Annotated in this window: 21 protein-coding genes; 13 read left to right on the plus strand and 8 right to left on the minus strand. The window is 40.4% G+C overall.

Annotated features, from left to right (window positions below; genetic code table 11):
• Window positions 1–210 precede the first annotated feature (210 nt).
• The 3 genes from AC1DSL_RS01595 to AC1DSL_RS01605 all read left to right on the plus strand — a co-directional run bounded on the left by AC1DSL_RS01595 (window position 211) and on the right by AC1DSL_RS01605 (window position 3618).
• Window positions 211–1530, plus strand: a complete 1320-nt coding sequence (locus tag AC1DSL_RS01595) for an L-cystine transporter (protein ID WP_081637845.1) — start codon at window positions 211–213, stop codon at window positions 1528–1530.
• A gap of 223 nt (window positions 1531–1753) precedes the next feature.
• Window positions 1754–1909 (plus strand): hypothetical protein, encoded by a 156-nt coding sequence (locus AC1DSL_RS01600; protein ID WP_477530968.1) that lies wholly within the window; start codon window positions 1754–1756, stop codon window positions 1907–1909.
• 143 nt (window positions 1910–2052) lie between these two features.
• Entirely contained in the window at window positions 2053–3618 is a 1566-nt protein-coding gene (locus AC1DSL_RS01605; RefSeq protein ID WP_477530969.1) for a GNAT family N-acetyltransferase, read from the plus strand.
• 2 nt (window positions 3619–3620) lie between these two features.
• Here AC1DSL_RS01605 and AC1DSL_RS01610 read toward each other — a convergent pair whose 3' ends face one another.
• Entirely contained in the window at window positions 3621–4868 is a 1248-nt protein-coding gene (locus AC1DSL_RS01610; protein WP_477530970.1) for a helix-turn-helix domain-containing protein, read from the minus strand.
• Between the two features lie 115 nt (window positions 4869–4983).
• Between AC1DSL_RS01610 and AC1DSL_RS01615 the strand changes: the two genes are divergently transcribed.
• Entirely contained in the window at window positions 4984–6288 is a 1305-nt protein-coding gene (locus AC1DSL_RS01615) for an MFS transporter (RefSeq protein WP_477530971.1), read from the plus strand.
• 19 nt (window positions 6289–6307) lie between these two features.
• Here AC1DSL_RS01615 and AC1DSL_RS01620 read toward each other — a convergent pair whose 3' ends face one another.
• The 5 genes from AC1DSL_RS01620 to AC1DSL_RS01640 form a co-directional block, all read right to left on the minus strand.
• Window positions 6308–7483, minus strand: a complete 1176-nt coding sequence (locus AC1DSL_RS01620; RefSeq protein WP_477530972.1) for an MFS transporter — start codon at window positions 7481–7483, stop codon at window positions 6308–6310.
• 267 nt (window positions 7484–7750) lie between these two features.
• Window positions 7751–10165 carry a heavy metal translocating P-type ATPase gene (locus tag AC1DSL_RS01625; protein ID WP_477530973.1) on the minus strand — a complete coding sequence of 805 codons (2415 nt, stop codon included), beginning with the start codon at window positions 10163–10165 and terminating at the stop codon, window positions 7751–7753.
• 83 nt (window positions 10166–10248) lie between these two features.
• Window positions 10249–10461, minus strand: coding sequence for a copper chaperone CopZ (gene copZ / locus AC1DSL_RS01630; protein WP_016429742.1), 213 nt, complete (start codon window positions 10459–10461; stop codon window positions 10249–10251).
• 15 nt (window positions 10462–10476) lie between these two features.
• Window positions 10477–10812 (minus strand): metal-sensitive transcriptional regulator, encoded by a 336-nt coding sequence (locus AC1DSL_RS01635; protein ID WP_477530974.1) that lies wholly within the window; start codon window positions 10810–10812, stop codon window positions 10477–10479.
• 108 nt (window positions 10813–10920) lie between these two features.
• The gene (locus tag AC1DSL_RS01640; protein WP_342542893.1) at window positions 10921–11334 is read right to left on the minus strand and encodes a CBS domain-containing protein; all 414 of its coding nucleotides are present in this window, start codon (window positions 11332–11334) and stop codon (window positions 10921–10923) included.
• A 203-nt stretch (window positions 11335–11537) separates the two neighbouring features.
• On the opposite strand from AC1DSL_RS01640, the gene AC1DSL_RS01645 reads away from it, so the two are divergent.
• Window positions 11538–11675, plus strand: coding sequence for an Lmo0850 family protein (locus AC1DSL_RS01645; RefSeq protein WP_016429745.1), 138 nt, complete (start codon window positions 11538–11540; stop codon window positions 11673–11675).
• 323 nt (window positions 11676–11998) lie between these two features.
• Here AC1DSL_RS01645 and AC1DSL_RS01650 read toward each other — a convergent pair whose 3' ends face one another.
• On the minus strand, window positions 11999–13186 hold the full coding sequence (locus AC1DSL_RS01650) for an FtsW/RodA/SpoVE family cell cycle protein (RefSeq protein ID WP_477530975.1): 1188 nt from the start codon (window positions 13184–13186) through the stop codon (window positions 11999–12001).
• Window positions 13187–13338: 152 nt separating this feature from the next.
• Between AC1DSL_RS01650 and AC1DSL_RS01655 the strand changes: the two genes are divergently transcribed.
• The 7 genes from AC1DSL_RS01655 to AC1DSL_RS01685 all read left to right on the plus strand — a co-directional run bounded on the left by AC1DSL_RS01655 (window position 13339) and on the right by AC1DSL_RS01685 (window position 21690).
• Window positions 13339–14091 (plus strand): hypothetical protein, encoded by a 753-nt coding sequence (locus AC1DSL_RS01655; protein WP_477530976.1) that lies wholly within the window; start codon window positions 13339–13341, stop codon window positions 14089–14091.
• A gap of 109 nt (window positions 14092–14200) precedes the next feature.
• The gene (locus tag AC1DSL_RS01660) at window positions 14201–15286 is read left to right on the plus strand and encodes a D-alanine--D-alanine ligase (protein WP_477530977.1); all 1086 of its coding nucleotides are present in this window, start codon (window positions 14201–14203) and stop codon (window positions 15284–15286) included.
• Between the two features lie 12 nt (window positions 15287–15298).
• Window positions 15299–16675: a UDP-N-acetylmuramoyl-tripeptide--D-alanyl-D-alanine ligase gene (locus AC1DSL_RS01665; protein WP_477530978.1), complete on the plus strand. Its 1377-nt coding sequence runs from the start codon at window positions 15299–15301 to the stop codon at window positions 16673–16675.
• A 145-nt stretch (window positions 16676–16820) separates the two neighbouring features.
• The gene (locus AC1DSL_RS01670; protein WP_477530989.1) at window positions 16821–17540 is read left to right on the plus strand and encodes an alpha/beta hydrolase; all 720 of its coding nucleotides are present in this window, start codon (window positions 16821–16823) and stop codon (window positions 17538–17540) included.
• Between the two features lie 431 nt (window positions 17541–17971).
• Window positions 17972–19513 carry a degradosome RNA helicase CshA gene (cshA, locus tag AC1DSL_RS01675; RefSeq protein WP_477530979.1) on the plus strand — a complete coding sequence of 514 codons (1542 nt, stop codon included), beginning with the start codon at window positions 17972–17974 and terminating at the stop codon, window positions 19511–19513.
• A gap of 187 nt (window positions 19514–19700) precedes the next feature.
• Window positions 19701–20180 carry a PH domain-containing protein gene (locus AC1DSL_RS01680; protein ID WP_016429752.1) on the plus strand — a complete coding sequence of 160 codons (480 nt, stop codon included), beginning with the start codon at window positions 19701–19703 and terminating at the stop codon, window positions 20178–20180.
• On the plus strand, window positions 20173–21690 hold the full coding sequence (locus AC1DSL_RS01685) for a PH domain-containing protein (RefSeq protein ID WP_477530990.1): 1518 nt from the start codon (window positions 20173–20175) through the stop codon (window positions 21688–21690). The genes AC1DSL_RS01680 and AC1DSL_RS01685 overlap by 8 nt, the downstream gene beginning before the upstream one ends.
• 7 nt (window positions 21691–21697) lie before the next feature.
• On the opposite strand, the gene AC1DSL_RS01690 is transcribed toward AC1DSL_RS01685, so the two are convergent.
• Complete coding sequence (locus AC1DSL_RS01690) at window positions 21698–22309, minus strand: rhomboid family intramembrane serine protease (protein WP_477530980.1); 612 nt, start codon at window positions 22307–22309, stop codon at window positions 21698–21700.
• Window positions 22310–22379: 70 nt separating this feature from the next.
• On the opposite strand from AC1DSL_RS01690, the gene acpS reads away from it, so the two are divergent.
• On the plus strand, window positions 22380–22733 hold the full coding sequence (acpS, locus tag AC1DSL_RS01695) for a holo-ACP synthase (protein WP_477530981.1): 354 nt from the start codon (window positions 22380–22382) through the stop codon (window positions 22731–22733).
• Window positions 22734–22739: the final 6 nt, after the last annotated feature.

Below are 22739 nucleotides of genomic sequence, written 5' to 3' on the forward strand. Positions count from 1 at the left end.
AAATAAACTGATTTGGTCATATTTAAGTATAGCTTAAAGTAACATAAGAAAGAAGGGGGTGAAAAATCGAACAGTTAAATGAATGTTTCTCGACTCCTTAAGCTTTTGGCTGTGGTGACTTTATTATGAGCAGGGGGGATTATTTTGGATTATTTATTTATCTTTATCAATGCCGCCATATTGCTACTCTTAATTGGACTTCTTATATACATGGGACGGAAGCATATTTCATTTTCAAAAAGGGTGTTCACAGGACTTGGCTTAGGGATTGCATATGGTCTAGTTTTACACTATGTATATGGGACAGATTCTGAAATACTGAGTGAATCAGTCCAATGGTTCAATCTAGTTGGAAATGGTTACATCAAATTGCTTCAAATGATTGTTATGCCATTAGTGTTCATTTCCATCCTTTCAGCCTTTACCAAGATTACAATCGGGAAAAATTTCGGCAAAAAGACGGGCCTTATTTTAAGCTTATTGATTGGTACTACAGCAGTTGCTGCTGCAGTCGGAATCCTTTCAGCGGTTGTATTCGATTTAGATGCTTCCCAAATTGTGAGCGGAGACGCTGAAACGGAGCGCGGCGCTTACATTGAAATGCGTACGGCAGAAGTGGCTGATCTAACATTGCCACAACAGATTGTTGATTTGTTACCAGGAAACCCATTCCTTGATTTCACAGGTGCACGACCGACTTCCACTATTGCTGTTGTCATTTTTGCTGCATTTTTAGGCTTCGCTTATTTAGGAATAGCTAGAAAAGAAGAAGAACATGCGGCTGTACTAAAAAGCACTGTGGATGCAGTGTATGCATGGATCATGCGTGTTGTGAAAATCATCTTACGTTTGACGCCATATGGAATTTTGGCCATTATGGCACGCACCGTTGCCATGTCTGATTTTGATGCCATTTATGATTTAGGTAAGTTTGTCATTGCGTCATACGTCGCATTGATTATTATGTTTGCTATTCACTTATTGATCGTTTCACTTTCTGGATTAAACCCATTCACTTATGTGAAAAAAGCAGCTGAACCATTATTGTTTGCTTTCACTTCACGATCAAGTGCAGGTACTTTACCACTGACAATCAATGCTCAAACTACTCGTTTAGGTGTACCAGAAGGTATTGCTAATTTTGCAGGTTCATTCGGATTATCCATTGGCCAAAATGGTTGTGCAGGTATTTATCCTGCGATGCTTGCGGTCATGATTGCGCCAACAGTAGGACAAAATCCATTAGAGCCGATGTTCCTGTTAACGTTGATTGCTGTTGTAGCCATTAGTTCGTTCGGCGTGGCTGGGGTTGGCGGAGGCGCAACTTTTGCTGCTATTCTCGTATTGTCCGCAATGGATTTACCTGTTGCATTAGCCGGGTTACTAATTTCAGTCGAGCCTTTAATTGATATGGGACGTACAGCGCTAAATGTAAGTGGCGCTATGGTGTCAGGTGTTACGACTTCTAAAATAACAGGCGAGCTGGATACTGATATGTACAATGAAGCAATCGATAACCAAACAGTGTAAGGATATAACGTTTTATTGAATGACGGGGGTACTCCATTAGTGTATAACACTTTTGGGGTACGCCCGTTTTTTACTTGTTTCAAAATTGTAATTTTGCATGAAGCTTAGATAAAACACTCCTGACGTCCGTCTCTTGCTACGTCTGCAGACGGATTAATTACATACGCCTCCTTGATATCCTTAAGTACATAACATTACGGGTAAGTGAGCGGGAGGAATTCATATGTTTGCTATCGTCAAACCACAAGGGTTTTTTGGTTGCAGAAGAGACATGAACTTAGAAACGACCGTATCGTCTGAAAAAACGGGCAGGGTTGAAGTTGCCCCGTTACCGATGAACGTGGAAGAAAAGGATTCAAACAACCATAAGAATTTGTGAATAAGGGCCGTGCAAAGGATATGCACAGCCCATCTTTTTTTTGAGCATGGGGGTTTTAAAGGGAACTGTATAAAATTTCTTTAAAATGACAGAACTTCCAGTCCCCTAAAACGTCCAATTTAATAAAGTGGAAGGTGCATGCAATGTATTGGTGTAAAATCGCTCGAACAGAGAAAGAATTTGAGGCAATAGCTAAACTGAATTATGAAACATTCGTAGAGGAGATACCTCAGCATGAACACCATCCGAGTGGCAAACGTACAGACGAATTCCATGCTGAGAATACATATTTAATCGTACTGAAAAACCAAGAACTAGTGGGAATGATTGCACTTCGTGATGAACGCCCATTTTCCCTGGACCGCAAAATGGGACCGGTAGAACATGGGCTTCCTGAAGAAGCGTTGGACGGCAAATTATGTGAAATACGATTGCTTTCGGTCCGCAAAGATCATCGGAACGGTCGTGTATTTTTCATGCTGGCACGTGCATTGGCTGACCATGCCTATGAAAAAGGCTATGGGGCAGCGGTCATTTCAGGAACCGTCCGGGAATTAAAACTTTACGACCAACTCGGTTTCAAAGCGTTTGGAAAACCTGTAGGAAGTGGGGAAGCCGTTTTTGTCCCCATGTATTTGACTAAACAGCATTATGAACAATCGGTTGCTGCTCGCTTTCAAAGCAAGCGCTATACTTTCTATCCGGGTCCGAATGAATTAAGTGTGGAAATGAAAAAAGTTTTTCAGCGCTCACCGATCTCCCATCGGTCATATCAATTTGAAGCGTCTCTGAAACGGGTACGGACCATGCTCTTGGAAATGGCAGGGGCATCACATGTTCATTTGCTGGCAGGAAGCGGGACACTTGCCAATGAAGCCATGATCGCCCAAATTACACAGCTCGAATCCAAAGGGGTAATTTTGGTTAATGGTGCATTTGGGGAACGTTTGAAACAACAGGCTCAAAGATGGGGTCTGGCGTACGACACTATAGAAATGGAGTGGGGAGAGCCATTCGATTATTCAGAAGTGGAACATCATTTGAAGTCTGGTATGTACGGATGGATTTTACTGACACATGGGGAAACCTCCACAGGGATGCTGAATGATGTGGCTCCGATTAAGAAACTTTGTAATGAACTTGGAATCAAGGTGTGTATGGATTGTGTCAGTTCGTTCGGCGCAGTTCGCTTTCAGCTTAAAAACATCTACTTGGCATCGGGTGTAAGTGGGAAAGCAATCGGTTCGATGTCTGGAATGGCAATGGTTTTTTCAAATCACATAATCGAAGAATCACACACCATTCCAACATATTTGGATCTGGGGTGTTATTCGAATGGTCAAATCCCATTCACTTATTCTTCTCAAATGCTTGCAAGCCTTGAGATTGCGTTGGGTGCATACAGGCAAAATGAACGTTATGACTTGTTAAATACCCGCTATCAAACGCTTTTAATGGCGGAAACCAACAAAGAGCTTGAATTTTTGACTGGGCAGGGCTATCCAATGATTGTGACCCTCAAAGTTCCGTCGAAAACGGAGTACCTTGTCAAGGATGCGAGACTTTCTGGATTTGATCTTCATGCTCAAAGTGAATATTTGAAGCAAAGAAAGTGGGCCCAACTGTCACTCATTCAGCCAGATTTTGAAGAAGCTTTCGAGAAATTCCTATTGTGGCTTCATCATTACAAAGCATATGAAAAGCAGTGAACTCAGAAGGAGTCACTGCTTTTTAGCAAGTCGTTATACGTATGGAGAATAAACGTTTTATATGGTGTTTCGGGTAACGGTAGAATCAAGTCATGACCAATCTTGGCTTCATTCACCGCTTTTTCTTTATCACCAAGTTTAGCGTAGCATTTCGCACGATAGGCATGAACCTCATAACTCATTGATAAATCAAGTGGGTGATGGGAATAGTCGGGCACTTTATATTGGTTTAGTAGCGTCAGCGCTTTATTGATTTGACCCAGCCCGAATAATGATTTTCCTTTTTCGAGCAGGTAGTGGTTGGTATCCTCTGTATTCTTATACAGTTCTTTTCCGAGTTCTAGAAAATGTTCGATATGGGTCAGCGCTTTATCGTACTCATGTGCATAGGAGTTGTAATAATGTGCTTCCAGTAATTCTGCCATGGCTGTGGAATAAAGATTTTCTGCGAATTCTCCGTATTGTCTGACCTTGCGGAGATAGTATTCACGGTCCGCATCGTTTCCGTTGATAATGGCCTGGGCTCCAGCCAATCGATATAAATCGTCGATGCGGTAAAAAATTCGTTCTTCTTTTGAGTAAGATAAGGCTTCATTCATTTTCAACTGGGATTCTTCATATTTGCCAACTGCCGAATATAAAATGGATTCAATGTACATGTAGTCAAGGGTGGTCACGGCATCCAGTTTGATAGCGGGTGAATCAAAACGGGCATGTTCTTCCAAAATAATCGACAAGGCTTCTTCGTAAGCGTGTTGGTTGAACTTGATTAACCCTTTAAACATCGCTAGCGATGCCCACTGATTGTATAGATGCAATTGCTCGTAAAGTTTCATTGCCTGATTATAGTAAGTTTCCCAATCATCACGTTTTAAATAGTAGCCGCATTTACTGTAAATCTCGAGTAAACGTGCTGATTCGTAACTGATTGACAATTTATCGACAACCGGCTGAACGAGTTCAATTATTTGTTGGTGTTCGTCCTTTAAATCCGAGAATTCCACTTTATATAATTTTTCCACTTGGGCCAACAAACTTCTTTTTTCCGTTTGACTGACGTCTTCCATCAATTCGGACGATTCAATCCCAAGTCTTTTTGCAATATAAGATAAGCTCTCCATAGAAGGTTGGGCTTTGCCGTTTTCAATTAAACTCAACATCCCTTTTGTTAGCTGATCTCCAGCTAATGCTTCTAGTGTGAGTTTCTGTTGCTTGCGTAATTTTCTGATACGTAATCCAAGTGAATCCATAACAATCGCTCCATTTCTAATTAGTTTAATTATATTAAACTTTTGGTTGCAAGGGAAGTTTTTTCGTGTTATTATTTGTTTAATTAAATTAAACTTTCGAAAAGGGGAATGAGTCATGGAAGAATCCATGAAGTTAAAAAAAGCGACCTATCACTTGTGGACGTTCACCATTAGTAAATTAATTTCGACGTTCGGTGTCAGTGTCTTTTCGTTTGGAATCAGCTTTTATATTTTATCGGTAACAGGCTCTGCAACGAGCTTCGCTATAGTGCTGATCTGCAGCATACTGCCAAGAGTTCTCGTTGCGCCGTTTGCAGGGTATGCAGCGGATAAATATCCGAAAAAAATGATTGTTATCGTTGCACAGATATGCAGTGTGTTGGCGGTAGGAGGGTTATTGGTTGTTAGTCTAACTTTTGGTCTTTCACTGATCGCCATTTATATTACGCAAATCATTTTATCAATTACCTCGTTGTTTTCTGGGGTTACATTCAGTTCTTCCATTGCAAATTTGGTGGATGATGCACGAATTCAAAAAGCGATGTCTTTCAATCAAATGTCAATGTCAATTGCATCAATAGGAGGACCTGCGGTAGGAGGTCTATTATTCGGTCTGGTATCCATGAAAATGTTCCTCATCATTCACATGGTCAGTTACATCATTGCTGTCATTCTTGAATCCACTATGGATTTCAATTTGTACTCGAAGAAAGCGGCTGAATTTATGGAAGAGAAAAAAGAAACGATGCTTGAAAACATGAAAGCTGGCATCACTTACTTGAAACAGCACAGGGTACTTTCGGTAATCGTATGGGTAGCGTTAGTAATCAATTTCTTTTTCGGTGCGTTTACGGTTGGTTATTCTTACATCCTCGTAGAAGAACTGAAGGTTCAATCCGCCCATTTCGGTATAACGGAAGGAGCAATGTCTATCGGAATGCTGTTGGCTTCCATTTATTTAGCCGCACGCAAGGAGATTAAGTTTCCGCTTATTGTCTCGAAAAGAGGGATTATTATAATGGGGCTTCTGATGGCCGCTGCCACGCTGCCCTTACTTGTGACTCTTTCTTATATGGGGATTGTCAGTTTCTATTTCGTTCTCATGTTCTCCTTTGGTGTGGCCATGATTTTTGTTAATACACCGATTGGCGTCATGATGCAAAAACAAATAGCGGAGGAGTACAGAGGTCGGGTTTTCGGACTCCTTGAAACGATGGCTATGTCATTGATGCCACTTGCGATGGTGTTGTTCGGTTTCTTGTTCGATATCGTACCTGCACAATATGTATTGCTAGCTTCAAGTTCCATTATGTTGGCAGCCGTCATTTACATGCTTCGACCATCCGTCATGAAACAAGCACATCCGGATTTGGAAGTAGAAATGGTTTCTGAACCAATTAAAGCTGTATCAACCCAATAAAAAAATCCAGCCCCTCAAATCATGAGGAGGCTGGATTTTCGTTTTTCAATGACTTACTGGAGTTGCGGAACAAGATAATTAAGACAATAGAAATCAGCGCAAGAACAGCTGATAAAACATATACGTTATCTGGCTGTACGGTAAAAATCCATGTGAACAGAAGGGGACCGATAATACGACCCATATTGTCCATCGAATACGTCATACCTGCCGCTGTTCCATATCTGCCACCAGACTCTTTTGTCGTCAATGAAACCAATACTGTTCGTGCAAGTGCATTTCCGGCTGTAAAGACGCTGAGTGCAAAGCCGGCCCACAGAAGGCTGCCTGTAAATAGTAATAATATCAGTCCAATGGCTGTTACTACCTGTGCCGCCATAATCCATTTCGTTTCCTGACCATTTTTCACACGTCGAACGACACCGCCTTGAATAGCGGCATCTACTAAACCACTTGCCATAAATAAATAGCCGAGTTGCAGAGGAGTAATCGATATTTTATCAATTTGGAACAACTGGAATGTAGCTTCCAGGCCTGCAAGCAGAAACGTCACCATAAATGAGAACAAGAAGAGATAGCGAATTCGATACTGCCAGAGTTTGTTGGCACCTTTTGGCACAATGGCTCTTTTTCTTGCTTCCCCTCTAGATGCCGGTTCTTTTAAAATAAGACCCGCATACACCATCAAGGCTAGTATCAATAAAGCCGAAACAATGAAGGGAAGTTGCAGTGTAAGGCCACCGAGGACACCGCCAATAGCAGGTCCGAAAATGAAACCGAGTCCTATTGACATCCCAAGCAAGCCCATATATTTGTTGCGTTCTTCTTCAGTCGTCATATCCGCTACAAACCCGGTAACGGCTGTATATAATGCTCCGGAAAAAATACCTCCGACGATTCGTGAGACATATAACATCGGCAGCTGCTCAATAAAGAGAGCGAAAATCAAAAAACTCATACTGAAACCTAATAGGCCAATCAGAATTAATTTTTTTCTTCCTGTTCGATCCGATAATGAACCCCACAGTGGAGCTGTAAAGAAGGAAGCTAATGCATAAATCGTCAATAATCCGCCAACGTGAACTTCACTGTAACCCTGCTCCAAAACTACCTCAGGCAAAATTGGAATGATGATTCCAAAACCTAAATACACAAAAAATTGTACAGACATTAATAACAAAATGGCTTTCTTCATTTCAAAAGAACCCGCTTTCTAAACTCAATCCGTATAATTCATTTTACTCACAAATCAACCTTCAAACAACAAAGGACAAAAAAAAAAGTGGAAAGCGCATATCTAGCCTGACGACGGCGCTGGAAGGACCTCAGGCGAAAGTTCCCTTTCGCCTGAGGGCACGTGGAACTAGACATATAAAAACTTGAAAGAAAGATAATACATATAAAAATTCATGCCTTTTTATAAGTTTTAAAAAACCCGCAGATAGTATTCTGCGGGAGAAAATTAAAGTTTTGCACGTTGAAGACGCAGTGCATTTAATACAACCGAAACCGAACTAAATGCCATGGCAGCCCCAGCAACCCAAGGTGCAAGTAATCCGGCAGCCGCAATCGGGATGCCGATTGAATTGTAGGCTAATGCCCAGAATAAATTTTGTTTAATATTTCGTACTGTCAAACGACTCATGAGTAATGTGTCAGGTACACGCAGTAAATCTCCGTGCATCAATGTTACGTCTGCCGCTTCCATCGCAACGGCCGTTCCAGTGCCCATGGCAATTCCGATATCAGCAACGGCTAAAGCTGGAGCGTCATTGATGCCGTCACCGACCATGGCAACCTTGCGACCTTCATCTTTCAGAGAAGTGATGACTTCTGCTTTTTTCGTAGGGAAGACACCTGCAACGACATGTTCGATGCCAACTTGTCTCGCAATCGCCTGCGCGGTTGTTTCCTGATCGCCAGTTAACATCACCACGTGAATGCCCATTTGCTGTAACTTTTGAATAGCTGCCTTTGAAGTTTCTTTTACTTGATCAGCGATTGCAATCGTGGCGACATGAACATCATCAACGGCCATGAACATGACCGTTTTCCCGTCCTGTTCGAGTGAAGAAGCTTGATCCAATGCCGAGTCTAACTCGATCGTGTGGTCAAACAAAAGTTTACGTGTACCAATGACAATTGCTTTGGAATTAATAGTACTCTTAATGCCGTGCCCTGGAATCGCTTCAAATGAAGAACTCTTATACTGGATTTCATTGATTTCCTTACCAAAAGAAGTAATCGCATGTGCTATTGGATGCTCAGAATTACTTTCGGCAGCCGCAGCCAACAGAATGAGTGTTTGTCGATCCTGCTGATTTGCAACAATAAACTCTGTTACAGCAGGTTTACCTTTTGTGATGGTTCCAGTTTTATCGAACACAACCGTATCTATAGATTTTGTGTTTTCCATTGCTTCAGCTGTCTTGAATAATATCCCAAGCTCAGCCGAGCGACCTGATCCCGCCATAATTGAAGTAGGAGTTGCAAGCCCAAGCGCACATGGACAAGCAATGACCAGTACAGCAATCGTACTTTCCAATGCCGAGGCAAAGTTACCGATGTCCACAAAAAGGTACCAAACTAGGAAAGTCAGAAGAGCAAGTCCTACAACAACCGGCACAAATATACCCGAGATTCGGTCTGCCAATCTTTGTATCGGAGCTTTGGATCCTTGTGCTTCTTCAACCACACGGATAATGGAAGACAGAACGGTGTCTTTACCGATCTTCGCAGCTTTTATTCGCAGTGCTCCATTCGCATTGATTGTTGCAGCGAAGACTTCATCATTTTGTGCTTTTTCAACAGGCAAACTTTCTCCGGTCAGCATGGATTCATCCACCGCAGATGAACCGGATAGGACAACGCCGTCAACCGGAATGGATGAACCTGGCTTAATAAGCAAGATATCGCCTTTTTGTACAGATTCTATAGGGATTTCACGCGTCTGGCCATTTTCCTCAATTATGGCTAATGACGGTTGAAGATTCATTAATTTTTTTATAGCATCTGAAGAATGCCCTTTCGCACGCGCTTCGAAGACTTTCCCTAGTAAAATTAGGGTAATCAACACTGCGCTTGTTTCGAAATACAGTCCGAGCATATGTGTTTCCCCGTGTTGCAAGCTATCCAATACGAGATAAATACTGTAAAAATAAGCTGCCGATGTACCGAGAGCAACTAAAACATCCATATTGGCACTCTTATTGCGAAGTGCAAAATACGCCCCTTTATAAAACATCCAGCCAATCCAAAATTGAACCGGTGTCGCTAATGCCCATTGAACAAATGGATTCATTAATAGCTCTGGAACATATAACGCTGAAGTAAATGAAAAATGTCCTAACATTGTCCATAAAAGGGGAAGTGATAGAATGGCAGAAATCCAGAACAAACGGGTTTTCTTTTGAATGTCCGCTTTTTTATAATCAATGGCTTCGGCTTTTGCATCATTTTTGAAAGTTGCATCGTACCCTAAATCTTGGATTTTCTTCACAATGTCATGTGGGTTTGTCTGATTCGGATTAAATGAAATCTTTCCTGTTTCAAGCGCTAAATTTATGGCTGCTTCATTTACACCAGGCAAATTATTCAATCCTTTTTCAATACGGGTTGAACAAGCTGCACATGTCATTCCTTGAATTCTCAGGTCAACTTGCTCACTGATTACGTCATAGCCAAGTCCGCGAACTTGGTCTTCTAACTGATTCGGTTGAATGGTTTTCGCATCGTATGTAATATGTGCTTTTTCAGTTGCAAAGTTAACGGTAGCGGAAGATACACCTTCCATTTTCTGAAGCCCTTTTTCAATGCGATTTGCACAGGCTGCACAAGTCATACCGGTTATCCATAATTCTTGTTGAGTGTCAATCATAATTTTACCTCCTTATACATACCTTTACGGGGTATATAAAATGTTGAAAAAAAACTGCGAATTTCGCAGTCTTAATTTAATACTTATTTAGCTACCGAGTATCCTTGCTCTTCTATCGTATCCGTAATTTTTTCAACTTCAACTACGTCTTTGTTAAATTCAACACCCACTGTGCCGTTTTCCAGATGTACCTGCACGTTATCAACACCAGAAATTTTTGTAACACTGCTTTCAATTGCTTTAACACAATGTCCACAAGACATACCTTCCACTTTTAATGTAACGTGATCTACCATTGGAATTCCTCCTCGTTATTTTCGCATTAGTTTTTGAACCGTTGTTAGTAATTCATCCAGCACATCATCTTCGCCTGCAGCTAATCGTTCTTTCACACAGCCTTTTAAATGACCAGCAAGAAGAACTTTTGCAACACTGTTTAAGGCAGATTGAGTTGCTGATAATTGGGTAATAATATCATCGCAATAGACATCTTTATCAACCATGCCTTTAATCCCGCGTATTTGTCCTTCAATTCGGTTTAGCCGGGTGGTTAAATCTTTTTTTACGGAATCTGGATGATGGCTTTTTCTACAAGTCGTTGGTTCTAGAGGTTCCTCAAGTGGTGAAGCATCAGTATTAGTGGTCATGATTTTATCACCTCCAGATTTTCTTAAGTATAAAGTACCGTCGGGGGGTATGTAAAGAAAAGAGAATCAAAAATCCCCAAACTTGAAAAATAAGTTTGGGGGGGTGGTTTAAAGATGTCTCGGTTCTGAAATTTCATGGAGAGCTTGAGAAGCTTCATGTGCTGTCTCACTTGGTACAGATAAATCTGCAAGAGCTACGAAGCCAACAAGTTGTTCATTCTTGATGACAGGAAGTCGGCGGATACGGTGTTGCGCCATGATTTCAGCCGCTTCCTGAGAAGTAGATTCAGGACCTACAGAAATGACTTCATCCGACATGACATCTTTTACAAGACGCTTGCCATTTTTTGCAACAGACCTTGTAACGATATCTCGGTCAGTAATCATCCCGATTACACGTGAACCTTCAACTACTGGCATACATCCGATGTCCAAAGCACGCATGCTTTGGGCAATTTCCGATATTAAATCGGTAGGTGTACATGTCACGATATCTCGTGACATGATGTCTTTAATTTTCACAAGAATCCCTCCTTATAATAATGGTTAGTATGATTTACAAAGGACTAAAATATGTAACAAAATTGAAAGATTTAAAATAGGCTAAACGTGGTATAATAAGTGTATAAAATAGAAAGTCAAATTTATAAAACGATTTTCTTGAACCTGAACCTTTTAGTAAATGAATACGTTCCTAAACTAGAGGAAGGATAGAGGTGGATTGGATGACGAAAGAAGTTGATTTGCGAAAAATCGTTTCGAACTTGTCAAAGTTGGGTGTCACCGTAACGCTTACCAAATCTCGTCTCGAAATGTTAAAAGCACTCGCTGCACCAACTCAGACTCCACATACTCAAGGCTGAATCCACAACTTAGATCATACATTCGAGACACCTACCAAAAAGTAGGTGTTTTTTTATACGAACTTTTGATAATTTTTAAAATGATTCTTATAAAAATTAGTACGAACCGGCTCCCTTTCCGCAGACAAACCAGCAAGCCTCCTCGCTAAATTCGAGAAAGTTGCTCCAAAATTTAAAAGTTGCCCCAATTACAAAATCCTGCCCCATAAAAAAGGAACAATTATGTAGTTTTCATACTTGTTGGCTCATATGGAACGTACGGTTAGCGCAAATATACGTTAAACAAAAAAAGGATTACGCGATAATTGCGTAATCCTTTTTTATTATTCATCGTCAGAAGAACCAAACATATACGTGCGGTGATGGAATTTCATGCTGAACACCAATCCTAAAGCCAGCATATTCCCCATTAACGAACTACCCCCATAACTGATAAAAGGAAGCGGGATAMCCGTTATCGGTAATAGCTGAATGGTCATCCCGATGTTTTGGAATACGTGGAATGTAATCATGGCAATAATGCCGGCACATACATACGTACTAAATGGATCTTTCAGCGTTAATGTAATTTTGGTCAAGTGGTAAATCAGCAAGAAAAACAGACTCACGACAATACTTGCGCCAATAAATCCATACTCTTCACCGATTACCGTGAATATAAAATCTGTATGATTTTCAGGAACGTATACTTCACGTCCTTGATAGCCTTTACCGGTAATTCCACCAGAGCCGATTGCGGTCATCGCATTAATCAAGTTATAGCCTTCCGACGTTGAATAGGAATACGGATCAAGCCATGAATAAATACGACCGAACTGATAAGCCTTAAAGCCGAATTTTTCCGAAAGAAAATCCTGCATGAAAACAGCCATCCAGAGCAAGGAACCTCCGATTAAAGCGGTTCCCGCAAAAATCGGAACAATCAACTTCCATGTGACACCACCCACAATAATCATTGCTGCGGTGATGGCCAAAAATACAAGTGAAGTACCAAGGTCTGGCTGTTGCATGATGAACAGTAAAGGTATAAGTGCCGTCGCCATGATTTTCCCCAATAGAATCAGGTCTGTTTTCATTGTTTTTGACACGAAATTTTCATGATGATTACTAATCATGCGTGCCATTGCTAAAATAAAGAACGTTTTCATGAATTCCGACGGTTGAATGCTCCCGATACCCGGTAAGTGGAACCAACTTTTTGCTCCACCACGTTTTTCAGCGATTTGACCTTCGCCGCCAGGTGCCAAAACAAGGGCAATTAAAATGAGAATCCCAATAGCATAAAGAACCCACGACATCTTTTTATATTGTTCGGGTTCGAATAACATAGTGAATCCTATAATCACTGCACCCACGATGTACCATAAAACTTGTCTAGGGATGAAATTAATCGGGTATTGACCTGATGATTGTGCAGACGAAATTGCGAACAAACTTACAATGAATAGCAGTAATAATATAAAAGCCAACGTCCAGTCGAAACGATCAGCAAATCCTTTGTTATTTTCCATAGTTGTCACCTGAATTTCTAATTTAAAGTTATAACTTATCAATTATACCGTAAAAGATAAGCAAATGCTTGTGCAGTATGTACTGACGAAGAACATCTTAAAATGTTTCATTCTTCTCAAAGTGAGATTATAATGAAAGGAGGAATGGAGTGATGATAATGGTGAAAAAGGCACGTGATACAGAAGATTACCTTCACCATATTTATATACATATGAACGAGGCTGATCAATTTGTGATCTTCAGCGGTCTTACAATGCAACAATTTGTCCGAAATGCAGGACCATTGCAACATCTATTGTTACTTAAGCATGAATACGAAGATAGTTCGTTTAACATGCATACCCAGCTGGAATTTGTACCAGATGAAGAGGTCTTGTCATTTACCAAAGAATTTATGGATAAACCAACTGATTTGAGATGGATTGATTTTGCGGATGAACGCAGACTCAATATGTTAACGCCTCAGGAACAAGCAGAACTATTATATATCGGGCATAAAAAAGAACCGATTCGATCACCATTTTATTATCAACTCCAAAATCGTTACGTCTATTTATCCAATGAAGAAGAGAGTATGACGAAAATTTATTTTCGTGAATTGAATGATTCAATTCATTTGGTCGTTAATATACTAAATCAAGTGGTCCGTGACAAAGAGAGGGGTGCCCCTTTTTGGCGCAGGAAACAAAAAGAAGGGTACCCTGAACTGACGGTGGACCAATTTATTACACATAAACCTTTGATGAAGGAAGGCGTACTGCTTTCGTTATTCAAACTCGAAAAATCAAAAGCAAGCTATGATTTAGAAATCCGTTCTTTGCCAGAATCGGTATTCCCCGATGAAATATGGGACGAATTAACTGCAGTCATGAAACAAAATCCGGACGAAACCATCCGTTTCTAACTACAATCCCTTGCAAAGATGAGTGCAAGGGATTGTTTTTTGATTAGTGTACGTGGGTAAACATGGTTCATGTTAAAATAAATGTATCCAATATTGTGGAGGTATTAAAATGAAAAAAAGAATAGGTTTATTATACGGTGGGAAATCTGCCGAACACGAAGTATCTTTATCGACAGCTCGTGCAGTGACACAAGCTTTAAATTTCAATGAATATGATGTGTTTCCAATATACATTACACATGAAGGCGAATGGCGTAAAGGTGCCCAATTATTGGCCCCGGTAGAAACAATTGAACAATTGCAATTTGATAATACATTCAATCAAGAATTGCCTAATAATATTTCAAGCTTCTTACCGTCTCAACAGGAGACAGACGAAAACGCGCTGGACGTGATTTTCCCTCTTTTACATGGACCAAATGGCGAAGATGGAACGGTACAGGGATTGCTTGAAGTATTGAATCTTCCTTACATCGGTAATGGTGTTCTAGCATCTTCTGCCGGAATGGATAAAGTTATCATGAAACAGCTCTTCGCGATTGCTGGTCTGAAACAAGTACCATTCGTTCATTTCATCCGTAAAGAATGGCAAAAAAACCAAGAGAATTTGATTGGGAAAATGGAGAAAGAACTAGCTTGGCCAGTTTTCGTTAAACCGGCAAACCTCGGTTCAAGTGTGGGAATCAGCAAAGCCTCAACTCGTGAAGAGTTAATCGCAGCTGTGGATATGGCATTGAAGTACGATCGCAAAATTATCGTCGAACAGGGCATTAAAGCACGTGAAATTGAAATGGGTGTACTAGGTAACGATTCGCCGAAATGTTCTGTGCCAGGTGAAATCAAACCGTTGAAAGATTTTTATGATTACCAAGCAAAATACAAAGACGGCAACACGGCGATGATAATTCCTGCGGACGTCACTGAAGAAGTGGAAGCTATTTTGCAAGGCAACGCAATCAAGGCTTTTAAAGTATTGGATTGCTCAGGACTAGTGAGAGCTGACTTCTTTGTAACGGATGCAGATGAAGTGCTAATTAATGAAGTGAATACATTACCTGGCTTTACGCCATTCAGTATGTTCCCATTGTTATGGCAGCACACAGGCGTGAATTACGCGGAATTAATCGATCAGCTGATTGAGCTTGCGATCGAAAGACATGCCGAAAAACAACAACTACACTATACAATGGATTGAGTGTGAATAATTTTGAAAAAATCATTACAAACAGTTGCTGGGTGGTTAAACATAAATGACGAAGTAAAACCGGATGTCACGGTAAGTGGCGTATCGATCAATACTAAAACCATTCAACCTGGAGATTTATTCATTCCGTTCAAAGGTGAAAAAGTGAATGGTCATCAATATGTGACTCAAGCTTTTGAAAAAGGAGCATCAGCAGCTCTTTGGCAGAAGGATGAACCAAATCCTCCACAAAATCTCCCTTTGCTTTTTGTGGAAGACAGTGAAATAGCGTTGCAGCAAATGGCACGCGCATATCGGAAAGATCATCCGGCAACGTTCATTGGCATTACGGGATCAAATGGGAAAACATCCACTAAAGATTTGGTGGCGGGTGTACTATCTCCTTATTTCCGTGTCCAAAAAACGGCAGGAAACTTCAACAATAACTTGGGATTACCGATTACGATCTTATCGTTGGATGAAGACACCGAGTTTGCCATCCTTGAAATGGGTATGAGTGGCTATGGAGAAATTGAGTTCCTTTCAAACTTGGCAAAACCGCATCACGTTGCGATAACCAACATCGGCGAAGCCCATATGCAAGACTTAGGTTCGCGTGAAGGAATTGCCAAAGCGAAGTTTGAAATCGTTGCCGGCTTACAAGGTAATGGGTGTCTATTTTATGATGGAGACGAACCGATTTTGAAGCCATTCATTCAAAAGTTCAATGATGAAAATGGATCTTCTACTATTAAAACCATTTCATTCGGGACAAATACGTCAAATGACATTTCAGCTCAATCGATTCTAGCGACGGAGAATGGCAGTGAGTTTGATGTGACTGGACTTATTGAATCACATTTTATGATTCCGGTTTTAGGAAAGCATCAAGTCAAAAATGCATTGGTCGCGATATTGATTGCCAAAGAGGCTGGCTTATCAAACGAACAAATTCTGGATTCCTTGAAAAATGTTTCACTTACAGACATGCGGATGCAAGTCATTCCTGCCAAGAACGGTTCATTGTTTATCAACGATGCGTATAATGCAGCACCGACTTCAATGAGTGCCGCCATTACCTTTATTCGTGAAACAACAATTCGTCCTGAAAAGTGGCTGGTTCTTGGGGATATGCTGGAACTAGGTTCTGAAGAACAGGCCTATCATGAAGACTTAGCCAATCAGATAAAATCGGAAGATTTTGCTGGTGTCTGCTTATATGGTCCACGCATGAAATGGTTATATGACAAGTTGCAGAAATCGTTCGATGAAAGACATCTAATTTGGTCGGAAAAGGATTATGAACCGATTCGCACTATGTTGGAAAGCCATACATCAGCAGATTCCATCACTTTAATAAAAGGATCTCGTGGAATGGCACTAGAACATGTGATTAAATAATACTTTACTCAAAGGAAACTCTGTTAATGGAGTTTCCTTTTTGTATGTTCAATATGGTTGGCATGTAGCGTTTGAAAAATGGCGAACTGGGTATCACAACTGTATCGAACAAATTAGCGTTGCGATTCTAAAGGGGACTGAAAAAATGAAAACCGGTCTATTATGCATTCATGGATTTACAGGAGGTCCGTATGAAATTGAGCCTTTTGTGCAAAATATTGAAGAGAAAACGGATTGGATTGTCAAAGTCCCTACGTTGCCTGGACATGGACCTACATTATCATTAACAGAGTTGACGGCGGAAAATTGGATGATGGAAGCTGAACAGGCCTTGAGACTATTGCAAAAGCAAGTGGACAGAGTGTTCGTTGTCGGTTTTTCAATGGGTGGACTGATTGCCCTTTATTTATCTTTGCGCTACAAGATTGACCGTCTCGTTCTTCTCAGTGCATCTGCTAAATACATTAATGGCGTTCAAATATTGGAAGATGTTAAAGATATCGTAGCTGATGTCATGCAAGGGAATCTTTCAACCAATGCGTTTTACCATTTATACGAATACAAATTAACTCATACGCCAATTCGAGCCGCGATTGAGTTTATGCGAGTCGTAAAAATGGTCGAGCCTTATTATGAGTCAGTCACAGTACCGGTATGTATTGTGCAAGGCAAAAAAGATGGGATTGTCCCATTCACTTCTGCACAATATTTGTACGATCGATTGGGTTCAGAAGAGAAAAACATGGTTACTTCAGAATGCGGCAAGCATCTCATATGCTATAGCGAGGATTGCGATGAATGGTTCGGTGAAGTGTTAAGTTTTTTGGAAAAGAATGAGAAAACTAATTATTACGACTGTGGTTGATTAATTGCATATTGTCTTTATCCGTGTTAAAGTGATTAGAGCAATGGATACATTTTGTGTAAAGACTCTTCGGGTTTTGATGAAGAGCTCTTTTTTTTGAACATAACGGTTTGTTCAATTTTTTAGGGTAGGATGTTTAGTTTCAAACATCAAAAATGTGAGCTATCACAATAGCCTCGTTCTCAATAAGAACTTTACAAAGGCTACCAACAGGTCACAAGAGACAGCGTGATGCATACGCTTTGAACATGCTCCCCACTGATCGAACCGCTCGGCAAAAGACCGGGCTTTCCTTTAAATATAAGTCCCCTCTGATAACTCTACAGAGAATTTTAAGTAACGGAAACGTTCCTCGTATAGGCTCGAATTTGCCGCAACTTCATCTGAAAATGTAACCATTTGTCAAATGTAAACAAAAAGGAGATTAAATTTTGACAAATTTTTCAGAATTAAATATTAGCGAATCAACATTAAAATCCGTAAAACGTATGGGTTTTGAAGAAGCAACACCAATCCAAGAAGGTACAATCAAATTTGCAATGGAAGGCCGCGATATTATCGGTCAAGCACAAACAGGAACTGGTAAAACAGCAGCGTTTGGTATTCCGTTGGTTGAAAAGGTTGACCCAAAAAACTCTAACATCCAAGGTTTAATTATTGCACCGACTCGTGAATTGGCGATTCAAGTTTCAGAAGAACTTTACAAAATCGGCCAAGACAAACGTGTGAAAATTTTATCTGTATATGGTGGACAAGAAATCGGACGTCAAATCCGTGCATTGAAAAATAACCCACATGTAATCGTCGGTACACCTGGTCGTATTCTTGATCATATCAACCGTCGTACATTGAAACTTGATAACGTTCAAACGCTTATTTTAGACGAAGCGGATGAAATGTTAAACATGGGCTTCATTGAAGATATCAACACAATTATGGAAAGTGTTCCAGCAGAACGTCAAACATTGTTGTTCTCGGCTACAATGCCAACACCAATCCGTAAAATTGCTGAGAAATTCATGAAAACGCCTGAAGTAGTTAAAATTCAATCAAAAGAAATGACAGTTGAAAACATCGAGCAATTTTTCGTTAAATCGCATGAGCGTGAAAAATTCGATATCCTTTCTCGTGTTATTAACGTACACCAACCTGAACTTGCAATTATCTTCGGTCGTACAAAACGTCGCGTAGACGAATTGTCACATGCTCTAAGCATCCGTGGTTATTTAGCAGAAGGTATTCATGGTGATTTAAGCCAAGCGAAACGTATGTCAGTTCTTCGTCAATTTAAAGAAAACAAAATTGACATCCTTGTTGCAACAGACGTAGCTGCTCGTGGACTTGATATCTCTGGTGTTACTCACGTTTACAACTATGATATTCCACAAGATCCTGAAAGCTATGTTCACCGTATCGGTCGTACTGGCCGTGCAGGTAAAAGTGGTGTGGCAGTAACTTTCGTTACTCCACGTGAAATGGGTTACTTACGTATCGTTGAAGAAACAACGAAAAAACGTATGTCACCACTTCGTCCACCAAGCTCAGATGAGGCTCTAATTGGTCAACAGCGTTTAGCGGTTGAATCATTATCTGAAATTGTAGACAAAAACAATATTGGTGATTACCGTTCATTCGCAACGGAATTACTTGAGAAATATGAAGCAGTTGACGTAATCGCTGCTGCATTGAAATCAATGACTCGCGAACCAAGTGATACACCTGTATCAATCTCTGAAGAACGCCCATTGCCAGCTCGTAAAGAGCGCAGCGGTGGTGGCGGACGCAGCGGCGGCGGTGGCTATAAAGGCAACAACCGTAGCGGTGGAGGCAGATCTTCTTCAGGTTCAGGTCGTAGCTCAGATCGTGGTCCATCTCGCCGTACTGGCGGTCGTGACGGAGCTTCTTCTTCTTCACGTGAGGGCTCTTCAAGCCGCGGTGGACGTCCACGTACATCTTCACGTCGTGAAAGCTAATTAAATTTCAAAAACCACAGTCCTTATGGGCTGTGGTTTTTTTTAGATTGTGAATGGTTGAAACGCGAATAGAACGTACGTAACCGAGAATAGACAGCCCAGAACTGATAATACATCTCTACCAGTATCTTTTTTATGAAACGTTTTTACTGTAGAATCGTATGCATAGTAGAAAGTAGGTGTTCACATGAGAAATGAACCAATTAATCAGATCTCACCAAAAGGATTAAAGGTATGGAGATTGTACGGCTTGATGCATTCCGCCATTATATGGTTATTGGCAATAGGTGCCGGAGTCTTAAATTGGTGGTTGGAAGGGCCATGGTGGGTATGGGTTATTTGTGTAGTGCTTCCTATACTATATACATACATATTTGTTTATTTTTTTCCTAAATTACGATGGCTTCGTTGGAGATATGAAGTTAGGGAACAGGAAATTGAACTTCAGCACGGACTCTTTGTCATCAAGCGGACGCTAGTGCCAATGGTTCGGGTCCAGCATGTAGATACGGAACAAGGACCCATTTTACGCAAATATGATTTAGCTTCTATTACAATCTCGACTGCTGCAACAAATCATACGATTCCGGCACTTATTACAAGTGAAGCGGACGAAATGAGAATTCGCATATCGACACTTGCAAGGGTGGCGGAAGATGATGTCTAACGAACGTTTTAAACTCCATCCAATTTCAGCAGTGGTAAATTTCATTAAAGGCTTAAAGGATTTAATTTTACCGTTTGTCTTCATTTTTGTTGTAAATGGATTTCAAGGCGATTCCTCGGGAGGCGGCCATTGGACGGATTTTGTTCCTTATATTGTGGGGTTTTTGGTACTGGCGTTCATTTTGGGTAGTGGAATCATCAAGTGGAAACGTTTTGTTTACTGGTTTGAAGAGGATGAATTACGGATTGAATATGGATTGTTTGTAAAGAAAAAACGCTATATTCCTTTTGAACGTATTCAAAGCTTGAACTATACCGAAAGTATTTTACATCGACCTTTCAAACTTGTAAAAGTAACGATTGAGACCGCTGGTTCAGGATCTGCAAAAGAAGCAGAAGCAGAACTTACAGCCATCACTAGAGATAATGCAAAGCGGATCGAAACAGAATTGGCGAATGCAAAAAAACGTAAAACGTCTATAACGAAAGCTGAAGTAACATTAACGGAAGATCAAAACCATGAATCGGTCTTAGATTCTGCTGTTCCAATTTATAAAATGTCCATGAAGGATTTAATCATTCTGGCCACTACATCTGGAGGGATTGGTGTCGTATTCTCTGGGTTAGCTGTGTTCATGTCCCAGTTTTCGGATATCATTCCGTACAAGGAGATTTACGATGAGTTCGTTGTATTTCTGAAATTCGGCTTTTTCATTGTGGCAATTAGTATTTTTATGGTTTTATTGTTCGCATGGTTAATTTCCGTCATTCTGACGACTTTAAATTACTACCAATTTACGATTGTCCAGGAAAACGACCAGATTGTTTTAACTCGTGGTTTGCTGGAGAAGAAAAAAGTATCCATTCCAATTGGGCGTGTTCAAGGGATTCGTATTGTCGAGAATCCATTGCGCCAATTATTCGGCTATTGTACGGTTATTGTTGAAAGTGCGGGGGGTTCCCTAGAGGAACAAGATAAAAACATAAAACTATTCCCGCTTGTTAAAAAAAGTGTAATCAAACAACCGTTAAATCAATTGTTCGTAGATTTCGACTTTGAACCTGAATGGACATCTTCTCCAAAACAGGCTAAATCATTTTATTATCGTCTTGACTTCTTATGGATGATTCCCGTGATGGTTGCGGTCAGTTATTTTTACTATCCATATGGATTATTGTCATTATTACTGTTTCCGATTGTGATCCTATTGGCTCTATGGCAACATCATTCTGCTGCATTTGCACTTAATCGTAACCAGTTATCTTTGCGATACAGAGGGATTAGTAAATACACGTTCTTCATCGAAAAGAAAAGAATGCAATCTCTTCAAATGAAACAAAGTCCTTTCCAAAAAAGAAAAAAGCTCGCTTCCATTCAAACCACAATCAAGTCGGGAATGCTTGGAACAACTGCTAGAGTGGATCATTTAAACGTAAAAGATATTGAGGAAGTCATGACTTGGTACGAACCTTCCAAGTATGAAGCGATAGAAAAAGGACAGCCACAATAAGGCTGTCCTATCTTTTTCTCTTTTTCCAGCTAATGATTCGTTGAGGATGGAAGTAACTAAGTCCAATCAGGAAACCAACAGCCAAACCGCTTAAATGAGCGGTAGCGTTAATGTTTGGTGTTAAGAAGGTCATGACGATACTGATGACAATGATCGGTAAAATAATTTGACGAAGTTGGGGTAATGTTTTGCGTGCATAGTACACCAGTGCACCAAAAGCCCCGAGCAGTCCATAAATAGCACCACTTGCACCGACATGAACATAATTAGCGTCTTGCAAAAGGAAAGTTGCAACGGTACCGAATAATCCTGCCATGAAATAAATGGTTAAAAAACGGACTTTTCCTGCAAGCTTTTCAAGTTCAGGTCCAAACAAATATAGTGAAAACATATTGAACAGTAAATGCATTAAACCTGCGTGCAAAAACATTGGCGTGATGAAACGCCACCATTGTCCATCGGAGATTAGGTAATTGACACCTGCTCCATAATTAAATAGCACTGGGCCAATGACTGGGACTAATGTAAGCAAATGAATGATAACATTAAGGGCAATAATTGTAGAAACCACTGGGTAAGACTTAATGTATTGTGAAAAATTTTCTGTACGACTAAACATGAATTCACCTCGAATTTCTATGTAAATATTATACCGTGAAAATGCCATGGGTTGAAAGGAGAAGTGTTGCATGATTAAAGGAATTGGCTTGGATGTGACAGAAATTGAACGTATCAAAGATGCACATATGCTTACGACTAAATTTAAAAGCCGTATTCTGACTGTACGTGAATTGGAGCGCTTTACTAATTTGAAAGAAGCAAGACAACTTGAATTTTTAGCTGGTCGTTTTGCAGCGAAAGAAGCATTTGCAAAAGCATTAGGGACTGGCATAGGCAAGCATTGCAGCTTTCAGGATATTGAAGTGATTTCAAACAGTGTGGGAAAACCTGTCCTGTATTTTAAAGGACAAGAAGTCAACGGTCATGTGAGTATTACACACACAAAACAATTCGCCGCAGCCCAAGTAATATTGGTTGAATAATCCCTG

The sequence above is a fragment of the Paenisporosarcina sp. P4_D4 genome (assembly GCF_056401835.1).

Excerpts from the sequence above, each read along its gene's own strand:
- AC1DSL_RS01595 (WP_081637845.1), top strand. The coding sequence starts at position 211 with ATGGGACGGAAGCATATTTCATTTTCAAAAAGGGTGTTCACAGGACTT.
- AC1DSL_RS01600 (WP_477530968.1), top strand. The coding sequence starts at position 1,754 with ATGTTTGCTATCGTCAAACCACAAGGGTTTTTTGGTTGCAGAAGAGAC.
- AC1DSL_RS01605 (WP_477530969.1), top strand. The coding sequence starts at position 2,053 with ATGTATTGGTGTAAAATCGCTCGAACAGAGAAAGAATTTGAGGCAATA.
- AC1DSL_RS01610 (WP_477530970.1), bottom strand. The coding sequence starts at position 4,868 with ATGGATTCACTTGGATTACGTATCAGAAAATTACGCAAGCAACAGAAA.
- AC1DSL_RS01615 (WP_477530971.1), top strand. The coding sequence starts at position 4,984 with ATGGAAGAATCCATGAAGTTAAAAAAAGCGACCTATCACTTGTGGACG.
- AC1DSL_RS01620 (WP_477530972.1), bottom strand. The coding sequence starts at position 7,483 with ATGAAGAAAGCCATTTTGTTATTAATGTCTGTACAATTTTTTGTGTAT.
- AC1DSL_RS01625 (WP_477530973.1), bottom strand. The coding sequence starts at position 10,165 with ATGATTGACACTCAACAAGAATTATGGATAACCGGTATGACTTGTGCA.
- copZ (WP_016429742.1), bottom strand. The coding sequence starts at position 10,461 with ATGGTAGATCACGTTACATTAAAAGTGGAAGGTATGTCTTGTGGACAT.
- AC1DSL_RS01635 (WP_477530974.1), bottom strand. The coding sequence starts at position 10,812 with ATGACCACTAATACTGATGCTTCACCACTTGAGGAACCTCTAGAACCA.
- AC1DSL_RS01645 (WP_016429745.1), top strand. The coding sequence starts at position 11,538 with ATGACGAAAGAAGTTGATTTGCGAAAAATCGTTTCGAACTTGTCAAAG.
- AC1DSL_RS01655 (WP_477530976.1), top strand. The coding sequence starts at position 13,339 with ATGATAATGGTGAAAAAGGCACGTGATACAGAAGATTACCTTCACCAT.
- AC1DSL_RS01660 (WP_477530977.1), top strand. The coding sequence starts at position 14,201 with ATGAAAAAAAGAATAGGTTTATTATACGGTGGGAAATCTGCCGAACAC.
- AC1DSL_RS01670 (WP_477530989.1), top strand. The coding sequence starts at position 16,821 with ATGAAAACCGGTCTATTATGCATTCATGGATTTACAGGAGGTCCGTAT.
- AC1DSL_RS01680 (WP_016429752.1), top strand. The coding sequence starts at position 19,701 with ATGAGAAATGAACCAATTAATCAGATCTCACCAAAAGGATTAAAGGTA.
- AC1DSL_RS01685 (WP_477530990.1), top strand. The coding sequence starts at position 20,173 with ATGTCTAACGAACGTTTTAAACTCCATCCAATTTCAGCAGTGGTAAAT.
- AC1DSL_RS01690 (WP_477530980.1), bottom strand. The coding sequence starts at position 22,309 with ATGTTTAGTCGTACAGAAAATTTTTCACAATACATTAAGTCTTACCCA.
- acpS (WP_477530981.1), top strand. The coding sequence starts at position 22,380 with ATGATTAAAGGAATTGGCTTGGATGTGACAGAAATTGAACGTATCAAA.